The organism is Buttiauxella cochleicola (assembly GCF_021282405.1).
Lineage (GTDB): Bacteria > Pseudomonadota > Gammaproteobacteria > Enterobacterales > Enterobacteriaceae > Buttiauxella > Buttiauxella massiliensis.
On sequence record NZ_JAJSOU010000013.1, the window covers coordinates 124003 to 141401 of the forward strand.

The 17399-nt window shown below is 50.0% G+C and carries 18 protein-coding genes; 8 read left to right on the forward strand and 10 right to left on the reverse strand.

The features are described 5' to 3' along the window. Positions 1-2: 2 nt before the first annotated feature. Genes LVQ79_RS17325 through LVQ79_RS17335 form a run of 3 tightly spaced genes read right to left on the reverse strand, consistent with a single transcriptional unit; the run spans position 3 to position 3031 of the window. Positions 3-848: a carbohydrate ABC transporter permease gene (locus tag LVQ79_RS17325; protein ID WP_232865883.1), complete on the reverse strand. Its 846-nt coding sequence runs from the start codon at positions 846-848 to the stop codon at positions 3-5. Then, positions 848-1765: a carbohydrate ABC transporter permease gene (locus tag LVQ79_RS17330; RefSeq protein ID WP_232865884.1), complete on the reverse strand. Its 918-nt coding sequence runs from the start codon at positions 1763-1765 to the stop codon at positions 848-850. Before LVQ79_RS17330 ends, LVQ79_RS17325 begins: the two co-directional genes overlap by 1 nt. Then, complete coding sequence (locus tag LVQ79_RS17335) at positions 1766-3031, reverse strand: ABC transporter substrate-binding protein (protein ID WP_154150323.1); 1266 nt, start codon at positions 3029-3031, stop codon at positions 1766-1768. A gap of 314 nt (positions 3032-3345) precedes the next feature. Here LVQ79_RS17335 and LVQ79_RS17340 point away from each other — a divergent pair, with 314 nt between their 5' ends. Both LVQ79_RS17340 and LVQ79_RS17345 read left to right on the forward strand, forming a co-directional pair. Then, positions 3346-3654, forward strand: a complete 309-nt coding sequence (locus LVQ79_RS17340; RefSeq protein WP_232865885.1) for a type II toxin-antitoxin system TacA family antitoxin — start codon at positions 3346-3348, stop codon at positions 3652-3654. Continuing rightward, the gene (locus tag LVQ79_RS17345) at positions 3635-4171 is read left to right on the forward strand and encodes a GNAT family N-acetyltransferase (RefSeq protein ID WP_232865886.1); all 537 of its coding nucleotides are present in this window, start codon (positions 3635-3637) and stop codon (positions 4169-4171) included. The genes LVQ79_RS17340 and LVQ79_RS17345 overlap by 20 nt, the downstream gene beginning before the upstream one ends. 183 nt (positions 4172-4354) lie before the next feature. On the opposite strand, the gene LVQ79_RS17350 is transcribed toward LVQ79_RS17345, so the two are convergent. Genes LVQ79_RS17350 through LVQ79_RS17365 form a run of 4 tightly spaced genes read right to left on the reverse strand, consistent with a single transcriptional unit; the run spans position 4355 to position 8856 of the window. Further along, positions 4355-5470 (reverse strand): Gfo/Idh/MocA family protein, encoded by a 1116-nt coding sequence (locus LVQ79_RS17350; protein ID WP_232865887.1) that lies wholly within the window; start codon positions 5468-5470, stop codon positions 4355-4357. Positions 5471-5472: 2 nt separating this feature from the next. Then, positions 5473-6531, reverse strand: coding sequence for a sugar phosphate isomerase/epimerase family protein (locus tag LVQ79_RS17355; RefSeq protein WP_232865888.1), 1059 nt, complete (start codon positions 6529-6531; stop codon positions 5473-5475). Beyond that, positions 6531-7619 (reverse strand): Gfo/Idh/MocA family oxidoreductase, encoded by a 1089-nt coding sequence (locus tag LVQ79_RS17360; protein ID WP_232865889.1) that lies wholly within the window; start codon positions 7617-7619, stop codon positions 6531-6533. Before LVQ79_RS17360 ends, LVQ79_RS17355 begins: the two co-directional genes overlap by 1 nt. Further along, positions 7609-8856, reverse strand: coding sequence for an MFS transporter (locus LVQ79_RS17365; RefSeq protein ID WP_134182783.1), 1248 nt, complete (start codon positions 8854-8856; stop codon positions 7609-7611). The genes LVQ79_RS17360 and LVQ79_RS17365 overlap by 11 nt, the downstream gene beginning before the upstream one ends. A 306-nt stretch (positions 8857-9162) precedes the next feature. Here LVQ79_RS17365 and LVQ79_RS17370 point away from each other — a divergent pair, with 306 nt between their 5' ends. After that, positions 9163-10134, forward strand: a complete 972-nt coding sequence (locus tag LVQ79_RS17370) for a LacI family DNA-binding transcriptional regulator (protein WP_232865890.1) — start codon at positions 9163-9165, stop codon at positions 10132-10134. A 55-nt stretch (positions 10135-10189) separates the two neighbouring features. Here the strand turns inward: LVQ79_RS17370 and LVQ79_RS17375 are convergent, their stop codons facing one another. Next, positions 10190-10615 carry an ester cyclase gene (locus tag LVQ79_RS17375; protein WP_151993410.1) on the reverse strand — a complete coding sequence of 142 codons (426 nt, stop codon included), beginning with the start codon at positions 10613-10615 and terminating at the stop codon, positions 10190-10192. 103 nt (positions 10616-10718) lie between these two features. Here LVQ79_RS17375 and LVQ79_RS17380 point away from each other — a divergent pair, with 103 nt between their 5' ends. After that, the gene (locus LVQ79_RS17380) at positions 10719-11654 is read left to right on the forward strand and encodes a LysR substrate-binding domain-containing protein (RefSeq protein WP_232865891.1); all 936 of its coding nucleotides are present in this window, start codon (positions 10719-10721) and stop codon (positions 11652-11654) included. Between the two features lie 34 nt (positions 11655-11688). Here the strand turns inward: LVQ79_RS17380 and LVQ79_RS17385 are convergent, their stop codons facing one another. Beyond that, complete coding sequence (locus tag LVQ79_RS17385; protein WP_232865892.1) at positions 11689-13047, reverse strand: esterase-like activity of phytase family protein; 1359 nt, start codon at positions 13045-13047, stop codon at positions 11689-11691. Between the two features lie 158 nt (positions 13048-13205). Here LVQ79_RS17385 and LVQ79_RS17390 point away from each other — a divergent pair, with 158 nt between their 5' ends. From LVQ79_RS17390 to LVQ79_RS17405, 4 genes are all read left to right on the forward strand, one after another. Beyond that, complete coding sequence (locus LVQ79_RS17390) at positions 13206-14744, forward strand: methyl-accepting chemotaxis protein (protein ID WP_232865893.1); 1539 nt, start codon at positions 13206-13208, stop codon at positions 14742-14744. 157 nt (positions 14745-14901) lie between these two features. Then, entirely contained in the window at positions 14902-15492 is a 591-nt protein-coding gene (locus LVQ79_RS17395; RefSeq protein ID WP_232865894.1) for a GrpB family protein, read from the forward strand. 93 nt (positions 15493-15585) lie between these two features. After that, positions 15586-16038 carry a GNAT family N-acetyltransferase gene (locus tag LVQ79_RS17400; protein ID WP_232865895.1) on the forward strand — a complete coding sequence of 151 codons (453 nt, stop codon included), beginning with the start codon at positions 15586-15588 and terminating at the stop codon, positions 16036-16038. Positions 16039-16212: 174 nt separating this feature from the next. Beyond that, on the forward strand, positions 16213-16683 hold the full coding sequence (locus LVQ79_RS17405) for a GNAT family N-acetyltransferase (RefSeq protein ID WP_232865896.1): 471 nt from the start codon (positions 16213-16215) through the stop codon (positions 16681-16683). A gap of 274 nt (positions 16684-16957) precedes the next feature. On the opposite strand, the gene LVQ79_RS17410 is transcribed toward LVQ79_RS17405, so the two are convergent. Beyond that, a partial coding sequence (locus LVQ79_RS17410) for an AAA family ATPase (protein WP_232865897.1) occupies positions 16958-17399 on the reverse strand: 442 nt, incomplete at its 5' end.

Sequence of the window (17399 nt, forward strand, 5' to 3'; positions counted from 1 at the left end):
GGTTATCCCTTAATCGCTCCACTGGTAAGCCCGCTGACAATGCGTTTCTGGAAGATGAGCACCAGCACGATAATCGGCAGCGTCACCACCACCGACGCCGCCATAATGCTGCCCCACGGCAGCTCAAACGTTGAAGCGCCGCTGAACATGCTGATGGCGACCGGCACCGTGCGTTTGTCGCCAGAAATAATAAACGTCAGCGCAAACATGAACTCATTCCACGCTCCGATGAAAGCCAGTAACCCGGTGGTGACCAGCGCGGGGGCAAGAATCGGGGCAAACACCCGGCGAATAATGGTCCAGGTTTTCGCATCATCTACAATCGCCGCCTCTTCCAGCTCAACGGGAATCGACTTCATAAAGGTAGTTAAAACCCAAACGGTGAACGGCAGCGAAAACGTGGTATACGAGAGCACCAGCGCGCCGAGCGAGTCATAAAGCCCGAGGAAACGCACCAGCTCAAACATGCCCGTCAACACTGCCACTTGCGGGAACATCGAGACACACAGAATGGTGAACAGCAGGAATTTACGCCCACGGAACGGCACACGTGCCAGCGCAAAAGAGGCGGTAATAGACACCAGCAGGCAGATGCCGACGGTAATCGTCGCCACCAGCACCGAGTTAAGCAGGCTGCGGGCGATGCCGTTATCTACCAACGCGGTGACGTAGTTGCTCCAGTGGTAGCCGCTAGGTAAATAGGCGGGTAAAAATAGCTCCTGCCCGGTGCGTAACGACGTGATAATTGCGTAATAAAACGGGAAAACGCAGAACAGTACGGCACAGGTCGCACCAAAAAAAATCACCATTCTATGGCCAAATTTGCGCTGCCGACGGGTTATTTTCATCACCGCTTCTCCTTCTCATTTAAACGTGAGACGCGGATAAAGCAGGCCGCTATGCCTGCCACCATCATAAACACCAGCACCGATGCCGCCGAACCCATGCCCATATCCTGATAGGAAATAATCTGCTCACGGGCATAACCGGAAACCGACATCGTCGCCTCGCTGTTGGAGGTCAGCACGAAGATCAGATCGAAAATGCGCATCGCGTCCATCACGCGGAAAATCAGCGCCACAATCATCGCCGGCATAATCAACGGCAGCGTAATACGTTTAAACCGCTGCCACGGGCTGGCACCATCCACACGCGCTGCCTCGTAAAGATCGCTGGGGATCAGTTGCAGTGCTGCCAGTAACATCAGCGCCATAAACGGCGTGGTTTTCCAGACATCGGCAATCACCACCGCCCACATGGAAAGCGACGGCTCGGCAATCCACGCCAGATGTGCCTGATAGCCAAATATTTTCGCCAGTAAATCGTTCACTACGCCGTACTGGTCGTGGAACATCCAGCCCCACATTTTGGCGCTGACGATGGTCGGAATCGCCCACGGCACCAGAATCGCGGTGCGCACTAAGCCCTGGCCGCGAAATTTCTGGTTCATTAGCAGCGCCAGCAACATCCCCAGGAATAGCTCGATGCCAACCGATACCACGGTAAACCACAAGGTATTGCCGACAGCCTGCCACCACAGCGGGTCAACCAACACGCCGCTGCTGTCGCCGTCATGTGTCGCGTAATAGTTTGCCAGCCCCACCATCTGGTACTCGGACGGGTTGTCGAGCATCGCGTTGGTGAAGCTGAAAAAGAAGGTACGCACCAGCGGCCATCCCGCCGCCAGTGCCAGAAGTAACAGCGCTGGCGCCACCAGTATCCATGCGATACGGCGACGCCGTTGTTGATAGCCTGTATGTGCCAATTAATGCCAGTCCTTACCCTTCACGCGCTCAAGGCGTTTTTGCAGATCGGCTACTGCAGTTTTGCCATCGCTGCTGCCGTTGAGCACTTTAAAGGTCACGTTAAAGATGGCGTTAGAGACGCGCGGATACTGGCTTTTGGTGGCCGTTGCCGGACGAGGAACTGCATTGGCGAAGATATCCTTAAACATCGTCAGATGCGGTGCGGTTTCCAGAACCGCTTTGTCTTCATACAGGGCCGAACGCGTAGGTGCGAAGCCGAGATATTTCAGCTGCATTTTCTGCGAATCAGCATCGGTGAGGATTTTCAGCAGCGCAATCGCTGCATCTTTGTTTTTGGTGTTGGCATTGACGGACCACTGCCAACCACCCAGGGCGTTGGCTGATTTACCATCCGGCCCGGCCGGAAGCGGTGCTACGCCGACTTTGCCTTTCAGCGGACTATCCGCGCCTTGCGAGAGCAGATACGCGTATGGCCAGTTGCGCATAAACAGCGCATCGCCATTCTGGAACACCGCTCGCGATTCTTCTTCTTTGTAACCCAACGCCCCTTTCGGCGTGATTTTACCAATCCAGCCAGCGACCATATCCAGCGCCGCAGCCGCTTTCGGGTTGTTAATGGTCACGTTCCCTTTTTCGTCGATAAAGGTGCCGCCGCCGTAAGAGTCAATCCACTCCAGCGCGTTACAAGTCAGCCCTTCATACGATTTGCCCTGGAAGATCATCCCCCAGAAGTTTTTGTGCCCCGCTTTGCGCTCTTCTTCCTGAATTTTGGTCGCGATGCGCGTCAGATCTTCCCAGGTTTTCGGCGGCTGCTCGTTGTACTTTTCCAGCAGGTCTTTGCGGTAATAGAGCACACCGGTATCCAGATACGCCGGCACCGCTTTCACTTTACCGTTCACCGTGTCGTTCGCCCACGGGCCAGGGAAGAAATCGCCTTTCATATCGCCGACTGCATCGGTTAAATCGAGAGTCTGTTTATCAAGTAACCCTACCCAGATGGTGTCCGACTGGAACAAGTCCACCGCCTTTTCATCTTTGGCGGCAAACAGTTGTTGTAGCAGAGCCAGCTTTTCGTCAGACGCCGCCGGGAACTCGATAAACTCCAGCTTGTTGCTGGTCTGTTTTTCAAAACGGTCTTTGACGTATTTGCAGTATTCCTTACCGCCAGGCGAGATCGGGCATTCCATGCGCAGGGTATCGGCAAACGCAGCGTTAGAAACGCCCGCAAGCGCTAAGGTAATAAGACTTAACGTCAGCTTTTTCATTGTTTCCTCTTTTGTTCAGACCAAACCGGAGGGAGTGAGTTTTAAACGCACCAATAAAAAAGCTAGTTAACAATCGAACCAGACGGCAACTTAGCTGGCTAACCTTTGCGCGATTTTTCGACGCGGTGCACGTAACGTTATTTTTTATTTCACTTTTGCGCGATACGGGCTACAAGGATTTTCATACGGTTAATAGCCGTACTAATTGACAGGAATTTATGACTGGCGTAAATTGTGAACATACGGCTGTTAGCCGTATAAGAATTCTAAGTAAAGGCATATTCCGCGCCAGGTAAAAGTTTAGAGAGGTAAATATGTCCAAAGTAGCGGTATTTCCGGGTGACGGTCGAAGCGTCAAAAATGCGCGGGTGGAACTCAAAACCAGCGCCGAATTAAAAGATATGCTTCGCGAAGCGGCTACGGCTGCGGGTTTGGATTTGAGTGCGTTTATCTTAAATGCAGCTTTGGAACGAGCAGAAAGCGTGCTGGACAATCAGCGTCGCCGACAGCTTTCCACTCAAAGTTGGCAGCAAGTGAACCAACTTCTTTCTGAACCTGCGGCACCAACGCTGGCGTTACAAGCGTTAATGCGGAGAAAGAAAGATGGTCGACACACTAAATGATCAATTCGATGTCATGGTTTGTGCCTACCAGGCTGATATCACCTACCCTGGTAATAAGCATTTTGATTGCGGGAATGCAGTCATTAACTCTTATGTGCGCAATTCTTTAAAGAAAAGTGTTAAGGATGGAAATTGCGCTGCTAAGGCGTTAATTGATTCAAGGACAGGTGAACTTCTTGGGGCATGTACCTTCACTGGTTACTCTCTCGATAAGGGAAAGTTAGCGGGTGTTTTCTCAGGTTCCTTACCCAATGAGGTCAGTGTAATACGCCTGATAATGTTAGGCGTGGCCACTAAAGAACAAAATAAAGGCTACGGGCAAGACTTGCTTATGGAGTTTTTTGAGCAAGTGAAATTAATCCATGAGTCACTACCTGTGAAAGGTGTGTATTTGGATGCGGATCCGCAGGCGATCAATTTTTACTCTCGTCTTGGATTTGTGCAACTCAAAGAACCGCCAAACGCGTTTGGTGCAGTTCCGATGTTTCTGGCTATTCAGCATATCCTGGCTGCTTAGCGAAAAAACACGCTTCGGCGTAACACCGTTCACTTAAGCCAATGAATTAGGGGAAATACCGGGATTTGGTTCCCGGAGGGACGCCAAACCCGATGGTCGCCCCGGAAATTTCGTTCTTAAACTAACGGCGTTACGCTTCGGTGGGTTTTCATCTTCACTCCATGGCTGAGTGAAACATGAAACTCACCACTCCAGCCATTCCCCCCCGCGCTTGCTACTCTCTCGCACAGTCTCGATAAATTTCATCCCCGCAAGGCCTTCGGCAATGCCCGGTAGCCACGGTGCTTCGCCACCGCGAATTTTAATAGCCGCTTCACGGTAGATTTGCGCAAAACCTTCCAGATAACCTTCCGGGTGCCCAGCGGGGGTGCGGCACTGGTGGCGTACGGAATCATGGTTATTGACACCATTTCGCGTGACAACGTAACTGTTTCCGTGATGCGGATGGATTTCCAGAATTTCTGGCTGTTGCTGGCGGAAACTGATTGTCGCCCTGCTTCCCACGATACGCAGGCGCAGATCGTTTTCAAAACCGGGAGCCACCTGGCTTGCCCACAAACGCCCGCGCGCACCGTTGGCGTAACGCATTTCGGCGTACACTTCGTCGTCCAGCACGCGGCCCGGAATACGTGTCAGCAATTCGCCACGCACGGTTTCTGGCTCCATACCGCTGACAAACGCAGCGAGTTGCCAGGCATGAGTGCCGATATCACCAATCGCACCGGCGCCCGCCATAGCCGGGTTTCCGCGCCAGCTCGCCTGTTTATTGTCGGTCAACTCCAGCCTGTCGTTGAGCCAGTCCTGCAAATACTCAACTTCGATGGCGCGAATATCACCGATTTCACTGTTAGCAATGCGCGCTCGGGCTTCGCGCACCATCGGTAACGCGCTGTAGTTATGAGTCAGAATAAATTGCAGACCGGTAGCGTCGATAATCTGCGCAAGCTCCTGGGCCTCGGCAAGCGTTACCCCAAGCGGTTTGTCGCAGATAACGTGAATACCGTGTTCCAGGAAGACTTTTGCTACCGGAACGTGCAGATGGTTGGGGGTGACAATCGAGACAACTTCAATGCCGTCCGGGCGCGATGTCTCGCTTTGCGCCATTTCCTGCCAACTGGCATAACAGCGAGAGTCTTCGATAAACAACGCCTCACCGCTGCGTTTTGCCACTTCCGGCGAGGATGAAAACGCCCCGGCAACCAGCTCAAACTGGTCATCGAGCCGTGCCGCGATACGGTGCACGCCGCCGATAAACGAGCCTTCACCGCCGCCGACCATACCTAAACGAATACGTTTCATGGTTACTCCTCCAGCCCGAGCATGCGACGCACCGCTGATTTGTCGCTGTTACGAAGCGCAAAGTCGTCAAAGGCATATTCGGCAACCGGAATAATGTGTTGCGAGATAAATTTTGCCCCTTCCCGTGCGCCCGCATCGCCTGCTTTCAGACAACACTCCCATTCAAGCGTAGCCCATCCGCTGTAGTCATATTGCGCAAGTTTGCTGAAGATCCCATTGAAATTAACCTGCCCGTCGCCAAGGGAACGAAAACGCCCAGGGCGCTCAATCCATGGCTGATAACCGGCATAAACACCGCTTTTTGCCGAAATCTGAAACTCGGCATCTTTGACGTGAAAAGCTTTGATTCGTGCATGATAGTGGTCGATAAAACCTAGGTAATCCATGTGTTGCAGCAACATATGGCTTGGGTCATAGAGGATATTGCAGCGCGGGTGGTTATCAACCAATGCCAGAAAACGCTCGAACGTGACACCATCATGCAAATCTTCGCCGGGGTGCAGCTCAAAACAGACATCTACGCCCGCGTCGTCGAAGCAGTCCAGAATCGGCTTCCAACGGGCAGCAAGTTCATGAAACGCTTCATCAAGCAGCTGCTCGTTGCGCGGAGGCCACGGGTAAAAATAGGGCCAGGCCAGTGCGCCAGAGAATGTCGCGTGCGCATTTAAGCCTAAGTTTTGCGAGGCTCGAGCGGCTTGTTTCAGGCTGTTTACCGCCCATTGCTGACGCGCAATGGCATCGTGCGCCAGTTCCGGTGGAGCGAATCCGGCAAATGCCGCGTCATATGCCGGATGCACGGCGACCAGCTGCCCCTGCAAATGGGTTGAAAGCTCGCTGATTTCCAGTCCTACATTCCCCAAAATGCCACGAATTTCCGTGCAGTAATCCTGGCTTTCAGCTGCTTTGGCGAGGTCGAATATATGTGGCAGATGCGTGGGGATTTGCACCGCTTTATAGCCCAGACCCGCAGCCCAGGCCGCTAAGGTGTCGAGTGAGTTAAACGGCGGCTGGTCGGAAATAAACTGTGAGAGAAATATGGACGGCCCTTTCAGGGTTTTCATTACAACATCTCCTTAATTAAAACCGTGCGTTGCTCGCGAACGGCAAGGTCTGCCGCCAGCACTACGGCCAGGCTTTCAACCGCCTGCTGCAAGTGCTGCGAAAGATCGCTATCGTCGAAAATGGCGCGGGCAAAAAACTGTTGTTCGAGCTGGCATAAGGCAAAGTGATCGGGCTCATCGCTTGCCGTTACCCATTCATCCAGGTGAACAAACTCGCCCTGTGCGTTTAATTGAGAGTGATGAACGCGCAGTGATTCAGTGCGCGTGTGCGCCTCGACATTGGCGGATTGCCCTTCGCCAGCGGCTTCGCGGGCGACAATAGAAACAGAACCTTGTGGGCCAATCACATCTTTAATAAAGAATGCCGTCTGGCTCATCATCGGCCCCCATCCCGCCTCGTACCAGCCGACGGAGCCGTCTTCAAAACGTACCTGAAGCTGGCCGTAGTTGAACTGCTCGGATGGGATTTCATCGCTTAAGCGCACGCCAATAGCGCTCACCGACTGTGGGGTGGATTGCACCATTTGGCACATCACATCCAGATAATGCACACCGCAATCGACGATTGGCGAAAGCGACTGCATCAGCATTTTATGGGTGTGCCAGGCGCTGGCGCTGCTTTGCTGGTTGAGGTTCATGCGCATCACCAGCGGTTTGCCCAGTCCGTGGGATAACTCAATAAACTGCTGCCACACCGGGTGGTGGCGCAGGATGTAGCCGACCACCAGTTTTTTACCTGCCAGCCGCGCGGTGGCAATAACGCGTTTCGCCCCGCTCACCGTGGTGGCAAGCGGTTTTTCGAGGAACACATGGCAGCCTGCGGCGAGCGCCGTTAATGCCAACGCTTCATGAGAGTCGGGCCAGGTGGCGATGCACACGGCATCGGGCTGAGTTTGTGCAATCGCCAGTTTTAAATCATCAAATAGTGGGATATCCGCTGCGAGTTGAGCTTTCAACCGGGTTTTAGAATCCCCACGGGCCACCAGCCCACAGAGAGTAAATTCGTCCAGGTGCTGATACGCAAGGCTGTGGGCAGCCCCCATATTCCCGCAGCCCACAACCAGCACGCGCAGCGGCTTATTTGCCATGCTGCTCGCCCTCTTTATAGTTGAAACTAAAGAAGAAGATCGCCGCAATCACCACCGCTGCTATCGCTGGCATCCACCAGAATTGTTGCCATTGCAGCAAGCCTTCGGCCCCTTGTGCGGTGACCGAGCGGTTAAATACCGCGCCGCTAATTTGCGAACCGATCAACATCCCCAGTCCGTAAGTGAACAGTACCAGCAGGCTTTGCGCCTGGCCTTTCACTTTGTTGCCCGCCACTTTATCGGTATAGATAAAGCCGATCACAAAGAAGAAGTCGTAACATACCCCATGCAGAATGATGCCGATGTAGATCATCCAGCGTGTCTCTTCGGTGATGCCCAGAGCAAACATCGCGTAACGTGCAAACCATGCCAGCATACCGATAAGCAGCATCATTTTGATGCCCAGACGGCGGAAGAAGAACGGAATCAGCAGCATAAACAGCAGCTCAGACATCTGCCCTAATGCCATCACTCCACTGACGTTCTCGAAGCCAACAGCGGAAATAAACGGTGCGGCGTAAGCGTAATAAGCCGCCAGAGGAATAGAGATAAGCGTGGCGCAGATGATAAACACCATAAAGTGGCGCTGTTTAAGCAGTGCGAAAGCATCTGCACATACCAGGTCGCGCATCGACAGCGGCTTACCACGATCTGGCGCGGGCGTATTGGGCAGCGTAAAGCTGTAAATCCCCAATACCACGGAAGCGACTGCCGCCAGAGTGAAGATGCCAGTGCTGTCTGAAAGGCCGCTGGTGCCGACAATCAGCCCCGCCACAATCCAACCGATGGTGCCGAACGCACGCACAATCGGGAATCCTTTTTCGCTGTTTGCCAGGCTGTGGAACGCTACATTGTTGCTCAGCGCAATGGTTGGCATGTAGCAAAGCATGTAGCCGAAGATTATCCACAACAGGCCGCTTTGCCCGCTTTCAAACGCGCCCGGCAACCACCACAGCAATGCCGCGCCAATCAGGTGCAACACGCCGAGGACTTTTTGCGAGGCAAAGAAACGGTCCACCAGCATGCCGAGGACAAATGGCGACAAAATGGAAGCAATCGGCCCGGTGGAATACGCATCGCCAATCAATGCGCTCAGGCCGTATTTACCCATCACCACTCCGAGGGTCACATACCAGGCCCCCCAGACGAAAAACTCAAGAAACATCATTAACGACAGGCGTGGGATCACCCATTTATGGGTAACCACTTGTGCCCCAACGGCCGAGTGAGAAGACATAAATCCTCCGGTACAGAGTTTGCATTTGTTATTGTTGTTTACCCTAAATAATTCGTGACGCAGGAAGGCGGCAATCGAAGGCATCCCGATGAGCTTACTCAAGTAAGTGATTCGGGTAACTGAGTGCGGCCAACGAATCTGCAACGCGAAGTATGACGGGTAAATTTTGTAATCGATTACATTCGCATATCAATAAAAATGTAATCGATTTCATTGAGACTTCCATCATGCGGGTGAATTATTTGGTAGTATTGATTCGAATCTGGAATGTGGTTCACAAATCAACCGATCGTGCAAAGGATCAACATGTCGATAGATAAAGTGGCGCGAATTGCTGGTGTTTCTACCGCGACCGTTTCCCGGGTATTAAACGGCAACCCTGCCGTTAAACCGGACACGCGCGACAAAGTGCTGGCGGCGATCGAGGCGTGTGAATACCAACCTAACCTGCTGGCACGCCAGTTACGCACTTCGCGCAGCCGCATGCTGCTGGTGCTGGTGTCGAACATCACTAACCCTTTCTGCGCGCGCGTGGTGCGCGGCATTGAAGAAGAAGCGGAAAAGCACGGCTACCACATTCTGCTGTGCAATTCTGAATCCCGCCTGACGCGTGAATCGGCCTATTTGCGCCTGTTAAGCGGCAAAGTGGTTGATGGTGTTATCACTATGGATGCCATCAGTTGCTTGCCAGGGTTAACCACGCTGATTGGCGATTCGCCGTGGGTGCAATGCGGCGAAGGCGATCCAGGTTATAACGCATCATCGGTGACCATTGATAACTTCAAAGCGGCTTCCGCCGCGGTCGATCACCTGATGACCTCAGGTTATAAGCGCATTGCGCTGATTAACGGCGATTTGCGTTATCTCTATTCGCAACAGCGTGAAGCCGGTTATCGCGCAGCCTGTGGCAAAAACTGGCAAGCGGTAGTCTATGCCGACAGCCTCGAATACCAGGCTGGCATACAAGCGATGGCCGAACTGTTTACCCTGCCGGAACCGCCAGATGCGGTATTTGCCATTTCTGACGCACTGGCAGGTGGTGCGCTGCATTACGCCCACGAACGAGGGCTGCGCGTGCCTGAAGATGTGGCAATTATGGGCTTTGACGGCGTGCCGTTTGGCTCCGTCACCTACCCGCCGCTCACCACCATCGAACAGCCGATGCACCAGCTCGGTGTTCGCAGCGTGCAGTTGCTGCTCGAGCGCATTGATAACCCGGAAGTTGAAACCGTGAATGAGATTCTGGACTGGAAGTTATTGGTACGGGGATCGGTGTAGGTTTTTTTTAAAATATAAACGCTGAATCTGCATTCAGCGCTTTACTTATATTCCGTTATTGATAGTCAATAATACCAACCTGCTTCGCCATGAATAATTCATTTCTCTCGACGATCTCTTCGACTACTTTCCCTTCGGCATTAAAGCGGAAATAAGTCAGTGCGGTCCACGTCACATCTTTGCCATGGACATCAAATCCATGCCAGGTATTAGAACCACGCGCCACATGTTTCAGATGAACCACGACGACATCTTCAGTGATGACTTCTTTGCTGAATGTCGTGACAATAGATTCATAGCGATTAATTACATGTTCAAGCAGTGCATTTTTGAAGTTTTCAACGCCATGAATAGGTGCGTCACAATCAGGGCGATGAATAATAACGTCCTTGTCAAAATACTCTTTAACGCGATCTGCATCTTTTCCATCAACGCAATATTTAAAGTATTTTTTCACTGTCTCAAGATTATTTAAACTCATCGTAATAACTCCGGGGCGATTAATTAAAATCGAGTATATGGATGTTTGTGATATTCGTAAATAACATATATATTGCATGTGGTATGCAAAAAATGGATATCTTATGAAACTCGATAGACTTGAACGCTGGGCAACAGTCAGGCACTTTCGCCTGGCAATCGCCCTTTTCGAATACGGCAGTGTTCTTCACGCTTCCCGATCGCTGAATGTCTCGCAACCTACAGCCAGTAAGCTACTTCTCGATCTTGAAGATGCGGTCGGGGCAAAACTATTCCTAAGAAATCGCCGTGGGGTTACCCCCACTGAACTGGGGCGCGCATTTGTTGACCGCAGCAAAATGGTGCTGGCACAGCTCGACCATGTCTCGCAGGCCATCAGTGCGTTGGGAACGGGTCATGCCGGAAGAGTCGCTATTGGCAGTTTATTAACCGGTTCGAGTTATCTGGTTCCCGCAGCTATTGCTAAGCTGAGTATTTCACGGCCCGAAATACGCATAAAAATTATTGAAGGTGTCAGCGGAGAGTTATTACCGCGACTGGTTTCTGGTGAACTGGATTTTTTAATTGGTCGATTATCGGATATTAGTTCCAGTGCTGTAGTTTCTCAGGAAGCCTTATTTAGTGAAAACGCGATAGTTGTCGCCCGTAAAGGCCATCCATTGGAACAAAATCTACACATATCCCTTGAAGAATTAAAAAAGGAAGCATGGATATTACCGCCAATTGAAACCACTCTACGTAAACAATTTAATAATACATTTTACAATGAAAATATCGATCCGCCCCATGCCACTATCGAGACTGTTTCATTCTTTAATATATTATGGCTTTTAAAAAAGACTGACTTATTAGGTATTCTGCCACATTCCATCGTTACGGATATTACTTATAGTAATGATCTTGTGCGCTTGCCGTCATTTGAACCGCTGGTTCTTGAGCAGATAGGTATTTCCAGGTTGATGGGAAGTGAACTCTCACCTGCTGCAACGGCGTTGGTGGAGTCCATTCGAAATGTAATGGCAAGTTCATCGGCAGAATAAGTAAAGGGCAACGTAGTCGTTGCCCCTGTAAAAACTACTTTAACGCTTCCGGTAGCTTAATAACCCAAAGCTCATTTTGTGACTCGGGTTTTTCCAGCGGTTTTAAGGATATTTTTGTCGCGACTTCTTTTCCTTCGCGAGTTAAATGCCCTTTGCCATCCACTTCGTAATCGTCGGCTTTTTTTGCATCGGCATCAGGGTTTTCCAGCACCGGCTGTAAACCGAAATCATTGTCGTTAATCACCGCAATAGTTTGGTTATCAATCAATGTCATCCCTTCGGCTTTTTCCTGCTGCCAGCCCAGTTTGCGCAAGTCGACGACTTCTTTTTTCTCCGCCAGTTTGATGCCACGCGCTTTCAATTGTGCGGCGTCGTCAAACTCGGGTGCTTTGTCTTTATCAAACGAACTCAGATCGCTGGCCTGGCTAAGATCAACCACATAAACCAGGTTGCGCATGACTTTGTTTTTGTCGCCACCCTGCTCAATCAGCAACAGGCGGTTGTTATCCAGTGCGACGATGTCACCAATTTTAGCGTCTTTGGCTTTCTTATAGACATCTACGTCAATCGGATAACCGTACATTTCCGTTTTGCCGGTTTCCGGGTTAAAGCTCACCAGACGGGTAAACTGTGCGCTGTTTTTGCTTTTCCCGTCGATATCCAACGTACTTTGCACGGCGGCGATAATACGCCCGTCGGGCATGCGTGTAATCCCTTCAAAACCACGGTTAGCCTGACGCCATTTGATAATATTCGGCAAGCCACCCGCCACACCCTGCTCACCTTGTTCTGCTTGCGGGCCATATTTTTTGAGGATTTTGCCATTAGCGTCGATATTGATGATGAACGGGCCATATTCGTCACACAACCAATAACCTCCCTTGCCATCCGGGGTGATCCCTTCGGTATCCAGGCCACGTTTATCACTCGATAACTGCTGCAAGGTATCGCTCAGAGCGATTTCGTTGGTTGCACCAATCAAGCCTTCCGGCAGCGGTAAACCGCTGATAGGGCCATTCTCATCATGTAACGCATGTGCATCGGTAGCCTGGGCTTTGCCATCAGCAACGCGGATGGTCATCAGTAATGGTGTAAATTTCGGGTTGGCAAAAATCTTCGAGTCTTTTTTACCGGCTTTCGGGGAATCGGCATTCGGACCGCGATCCGTCACCGTAGCAAACACCAGTGCATCGCCATCTTTACGAATAAATTGCAGCCCCGAACCCACGCCAACCGGTAAACCATCCGGGAAGTTGCTGGCATAAGCCCCGTTGTATTCAACATGGTCACCTTGCGGAAATGTGACAACGTAACGGTCAACCTGCGGTTGTGCTGCCTGACTTGCCAGAGGAAATAAAGAGGTCAATAACAGCGCAAATGGTTTTAATTTCATGATGTTCGCATCCCTTATTTTGGTCATCGATTTATAAAGCAGCCTTATGACAGAAATATGACGAAAATAAGTCCGCTAAATTTCTCGCCCCGAATGCCGATAACCCACAAGCACTGGCTGAAACGAGTCAGGTTTATTTCTAACGATAAGGGTATTTTATGTCCGTAAGGCGTTTTTCTATTTTAGTTTTCAGCACATTGCTGCTTATTTTCTTAGCCAGCACAGCCTCCAACATCTGGTCACTCACCCGTAGCAACCAATCTCTGGATAATGTAAATCGCGAAATCCGTGTGGTGTTATCGGTAATCGACCCAATCAACCACAGCCGCACCATGCGTGTTCGTGCCATGGAAGCGTTAGAAGAGCGTGAACAAGGGTTAAACGATCAGGGGCAACAGGCACTCAACGGCGCACAATCGGTACTTGAGAAGGCAAACGCCGCATTTCAGGCTTATCTTGAGGAACCTAAACAACCAGGTGAACAGGTCTTGACTGATTCCTACCAGAGCGCGTTTGTGAATTATCGTGAGCAAGGCTTACAGCCCCTGCTGGATGCTGCCCGCGCCAATGACATTCCGCGTGCTCGTGCACTAGTGACATCCACCCTGCCACAGCTGGATAAACAATTTGAAGTCGCACTGGATAAATTACTGGCATTCCGCCAGCAGTATGCGCAGCAGCTCAACAAAGATGCTCAATCTGGTTTCAAACAGAGCCTGATGAGTATCGCGATTTTTGCACTGATCTTCGCCGTTATTCTCGGTGCCGTGTTCTGGCTGCTAAAAAAACGGGTACTCAACGAACTGGATAAAGCCAAAGAGCATTGCACTGAAATCGCCAGCGGTATGTTGCATACGCCGATTGTTGCCAGTGCCAATGACGAGATTGGTGCGATGATGCGCGAGCTTGAGCAAATGCGTGTATCACTGGCAAGCATTATTGGCCAGGTGCGTGAGTCCAGCCAAACCGTGGCATACGCCTCCGAAGAAATTGCCGCCGGTAACACCGACCTTTCTGCACGCACCGAAGAGCAAGCGTCATCGCTGGGTGAAACTGCGGCCAGCATGGAACAGCTAACCGTGACGGTGAAATCGACTTCCGACAATTCTCACCAGGCAAATAAGCTGGCAAATGGCATGTTGATAGCCGCCAATGACGGCAACGAGATTGTTAGCGAGGTGATTGATTCAATGCGTAATATTGAGTCCAGTTCCAGCAAAATCGACAACATTATCAGCATTATCGAAGACATAGCTTTCCAGACCAATATTCTGGCGCTGAATGCCGCGGTTGAAGCTGCGCGCGCAGGCGAGCAAGGCCGCGGGTTTGCAGTTGTAGCAACAGAGGTACGCAACCTAGCTCAGCGTTCATCGGTGGCAGCGAAGGAGATCAAAGAGCTTATTGAGCTTTCTGGCGAGCAGGTCAATATCGGTAGCAATCTGGTGAACCGTGCGGGCGAAAGCATGCAACGCATTTCCAACGCTATCAAAGAAGTGACCGGGCTGATGGAAGAGATTGCGGTGTCTACAGGCGAGCAAAGCCGCGGTATCGAGCAGATTAACCAGGCTGTGGTGCAAATGGATGTGGTGACGCAGCAAAATGCCGCGTTGGTGGAACAAGCGTCGGCGGCGGCAATGTCGCTTAAAGAGCAGTCGCAAGCGTTAAATGAAACGGTAGCGGTATTTAAGCTCGCGTGATGTGTATTAGCTCAGACCTGAGCTGACATCGTCATACCATCGAGCTTAACCTTATGTGACAGTCCGCTCTGTGCCTGGAGCGGACGTTTGAGAGACATCCAAACCCATCTCCTGTACGCTATTGTTCATAATTTTTATGGTCGATAGGTGTCGGTTTATGGTTAGCCCAAAAGAAATAATGCAGCATTATGTCATTGATCCTCAGGATAGTTATTTTGTTAATGGCGTACCGCCGATTGAGAGTGTAGTGGTCGTTGCGTATGATCCTTTGTGGCCGGATATATATTCAACACTGGCATCTAAAATTAAGAATAAATTAGGTTCGCATGTACTAAAAATTGATCATGTGGGTTCTACAGCAGTACCTGGTCTCGCTGCCAAACCCGTTATTGATATTGATTTGACAGTTGCTGACGCTACAGATGAAAAAACTTATGTGTTAGCACTTGAGAGTCTTGGGTATAAACTAATTGTGCGTGAGCCTCGCTTCCATGGACATCGTCTTTTTCATTACGATAATCCCAGAGTTAACCTTCATGTTTTCACTCAAGACACTCCTGAAACAATCCGACATGTGCTTTTTCGAGATTGGTTGCGACAGTCAAAGAAGGACTGCCAGCTATATGCTGACGTTAAATTAGATGCAATTAAAGGTTGTAGCTTAGATATTCAACAATATCACGAAAATAAAAGCAAAGTGGTGCGTGAAATCTATCAGAAAATATTCAAACATTTAGGCTATATCTAATATGTTTCTTGATCGTTATTGTTTGATATTTACTGCAAATATTATGGTTGAAAATCAAAAGCTGAAAAATACAGATAAAGAGATGTAGGGAGAATGATGCAAATTTCTTTAAGAATCGCCACCAACGCTGATCTCGCCATCGTTAACGAGCGCTATGCTGAGATTGATTTTGTTCCGTCACATGCAGGGGAACTAATCGTATTGGCGACTGATGGCGATAATATTGTTGGTCAAGGTAGAGTTGTAACAATCGATACAGAAAACGGCGAGCTTGGGGGAATTTATGTTTTTCCCGGCAATGAGGGTCTGGGGATCGCCCGTAAGGTGGTAGATTTCCTAATTAAGAACTCAGGTCTGTCAGTTCTTTACTGTTTACCTTTTGCTGAGCTTGAAGGTTTTTACGGGTCAATGGGATTTGGTACCGTCAAAGATATAGAGAAAGTCCCACCGGCGGTTATCAAAAAGCATGAGTGGTGCCTGAGTAACTACGATAAAACCGTACTACTTCTGAGTAAGGGGATGAACGTATGCAGATCCCCAGACTAAAAACAGCTCGCTTGCTGTTAAAACCATTAGGCACCAGAAAGTACTGTACTACCGACAGGTTATAAAACTGAATATCCGGGAAACAGCAGATGCCACAGGCTATAGTTGCTCTCAAGTATGTAGCATCCAGACCCTTTACCGGCAGGCAGAACGCGTTACGACTAACGAGGTTTTATGAAAATCAGAAGGTTCACTAATGGGGATGAAATTGCGTTATTCAGGGTCTTTTTATCTTCTGTACATACCATCGCATCACACTACTACACACATGAACAAATAGAGGCCTGGGCTCCACCAGATATCGACCCGGAACAATGGGCCAATTACATGGAGGAGCTGCGCCCCTTTGTTGTTGAAGTGGATGGGGAAATAGCTGGATATGCAGATGTTCAGCCGAATGGGTACATTGACCATTTCTTTGTCTCAGGAACCTACCCGAGACAGGGAGTAGGGATGCTACTGATGAATTGCATTCATGAAGAAGCTAGACAACTTGGAATTGCTGAACTTACTTCAAATGTGAGTAAGGCTGCGGAAGAGTTCTTTCTACGACACGGCTTTCATGTAGTGGAACGGGGTTTTCCTGTCCGTCGTGGCGTGACACTACAAAATGCACTGATGCGGAAATATTTGGCGAAACAATAGAAAGCTGGTTGAAGGAAAGTATTGACCTTTTCGCCTGATTGAAATCAGTCAGTACAGAAAACCATCATAACGTACAATATTTTCCGTTTCCCAAACGGAGTCCTGAATTGGCGCAGTCAATTAAGTCAACGGGAGAATAACGTCGGCATCCCGTTCAACGCAGTCCCTGGATTTTTTCACAGGCAGGTCTGTGCCAGGAGCGGAAGTTCTATATTCACTAGAATATGGCAAGTTCAGGCATGGTGATTCATCATTAAGCGCAGTTACCGTTCTATCAGCGTAATATCCTGGAAAGGATGAAATCCACACGTTCCTCTACAGAAACGCATGGTAATTCAATCAACTGATAGTCATATATACGGTATGCTTTCACCATCGCGTGATATGTCTCGACGGCGACATCGAAAGATTGCTTGCGCTCTGTATCCTGTACATATATGTCACGCCAGGGTGGTGCAATAAATACGGTACGGTTATAACGAAATTTCGCGATGGCGTTATCCAGATGCCTCGGTATGGTAAGCTCTTCAAGGCTTAAATAACCCGCAACATCAGGAACTCCACGATCGAAGAAGCATGGTCGTGTTTGCGAGACTGTAATTAAAATTGTGTATCTGCCTGTTTTTGATATGTTCACTCCAACAACGGAGACAGGCAAATTATGGACGAAAAGAAACTTAAAGCCCTTGCGGCTGAACTGGCTAAAGGTCTTAAAA

Bases quoted from the DNA above. Each gene is read 5' to 3' on its own strand.
- LVQ79_RS17325 (WP_232865883.1), bottom strand. From the start codon at position 848: ATGAAAATAACCCGTCGGCAGCGCAAATTTGGCCATAGAATGGTGATT.
- LVQ79_RS17335 (WP_154150323.1), bottom strand. From the start codon at position 3,031: ATGAAAAAGCTGACGTTAAGTCTTATTACCTTAGCGCTTGCGGGCGTT.
- LVQ79_RS17340 (WP_232865885.1), top strand. From the start codon at position 3,346: ATGTCCAAAGTAGCGGTATTTCCGGGTGACGGTCGAAGCGTCAAAAAT.
- LVQ79_RS17345 (WP_232865886.1), top strand. From the start codon at position 3,635: ATGGTCGACACACTAAATGATCAATTCGATGTCATGGTTTGTGCCTAC.
- LVQ79_RS17350 (WP_232865887.1), bottom strand. From the start codon at position 5,470: ATGAAACGTATTCGTTTAGGTATGGTCGGCGGCGGTGAAGGCTCGTTT.
- LVQ79_RS17355 (WP_232865888.1), bottom strand. From the start codon at position 6,531: ATGAAAACCCTGAAAGGGCCGTCCATATTTCTCTCACAGTTTATTTCC.
- LVQ79_RS17360 (WP_232865889.1), bottom strand. From the start codon at position 7,619: ATGGCAAATAAGCCGCTGCGCGTGCTGGTTGTGGGCTGCGGGAATATG.
- LVQ79_RS17365 (WP_134182783.1), bottom strand. From the start codon at position 8,856: ATGTCTTCTCACTCGGCCGTTGGGGCACAAGTGGTTACCCATAAATGG.
- LVQ79_RS17370 (WP_232865890.1), top strand. From the start codon at position 9,163: ATGTCGATAGATAAAGTGGCGCGAATTGCTGGTGTTTCTACCGCGACC.
- LVQ79_RS17375 (WP_151993410.1), bottom strand. From the start codon at position 10,615: ATGAGTTTAAATAATCTTGAGACAGTGAAAAAATACTTTAAATATTGC.
- LVQ79_RS17380 (WP_232865891.1), top strand. From the start codon at position 10,719: ATGAAACTCGATAGACTTGAACGCTGGGCAACAGTCAGGCACTTTCGC.
- LVQ79_RS17385 (WP_232865892.1), bottom strand. From the start codon at position 13,047: ATGAAATTAAAACCATTTGCGCTGTTATTGACCTCTTTATTTCCTCTG.
- LVQ79_RS17390 (WP_232865893.1), top strand. From the start codon at position 13,206: ATGTCCGTAAGGCGTTTTTCTATTTTAGTTTTCAGCACATTGCTGCTT.
- LVQ79_RS17395 (WP_232865894.1), top strand. From the start codon at position 14,902: ATGGTTAGCCCAAAAGAAATAATGCAGCATTATGTCATTGATCCTCAG.
- LVQ79_RS17400 (WP_232865895.1), top strand. From the start codon at position 15,586: ATGATGCAAATTTCTTTAAGAATCGCCACCAACGCTGATCTCGCCATC.
- LVQ79_RS17405 (WP_232865896.1), top strand. From the start codon at position 16,213: ATGAAAATCAGAAGGTTCACTAATGGGGATGAAATTGCGTTATTCAGG.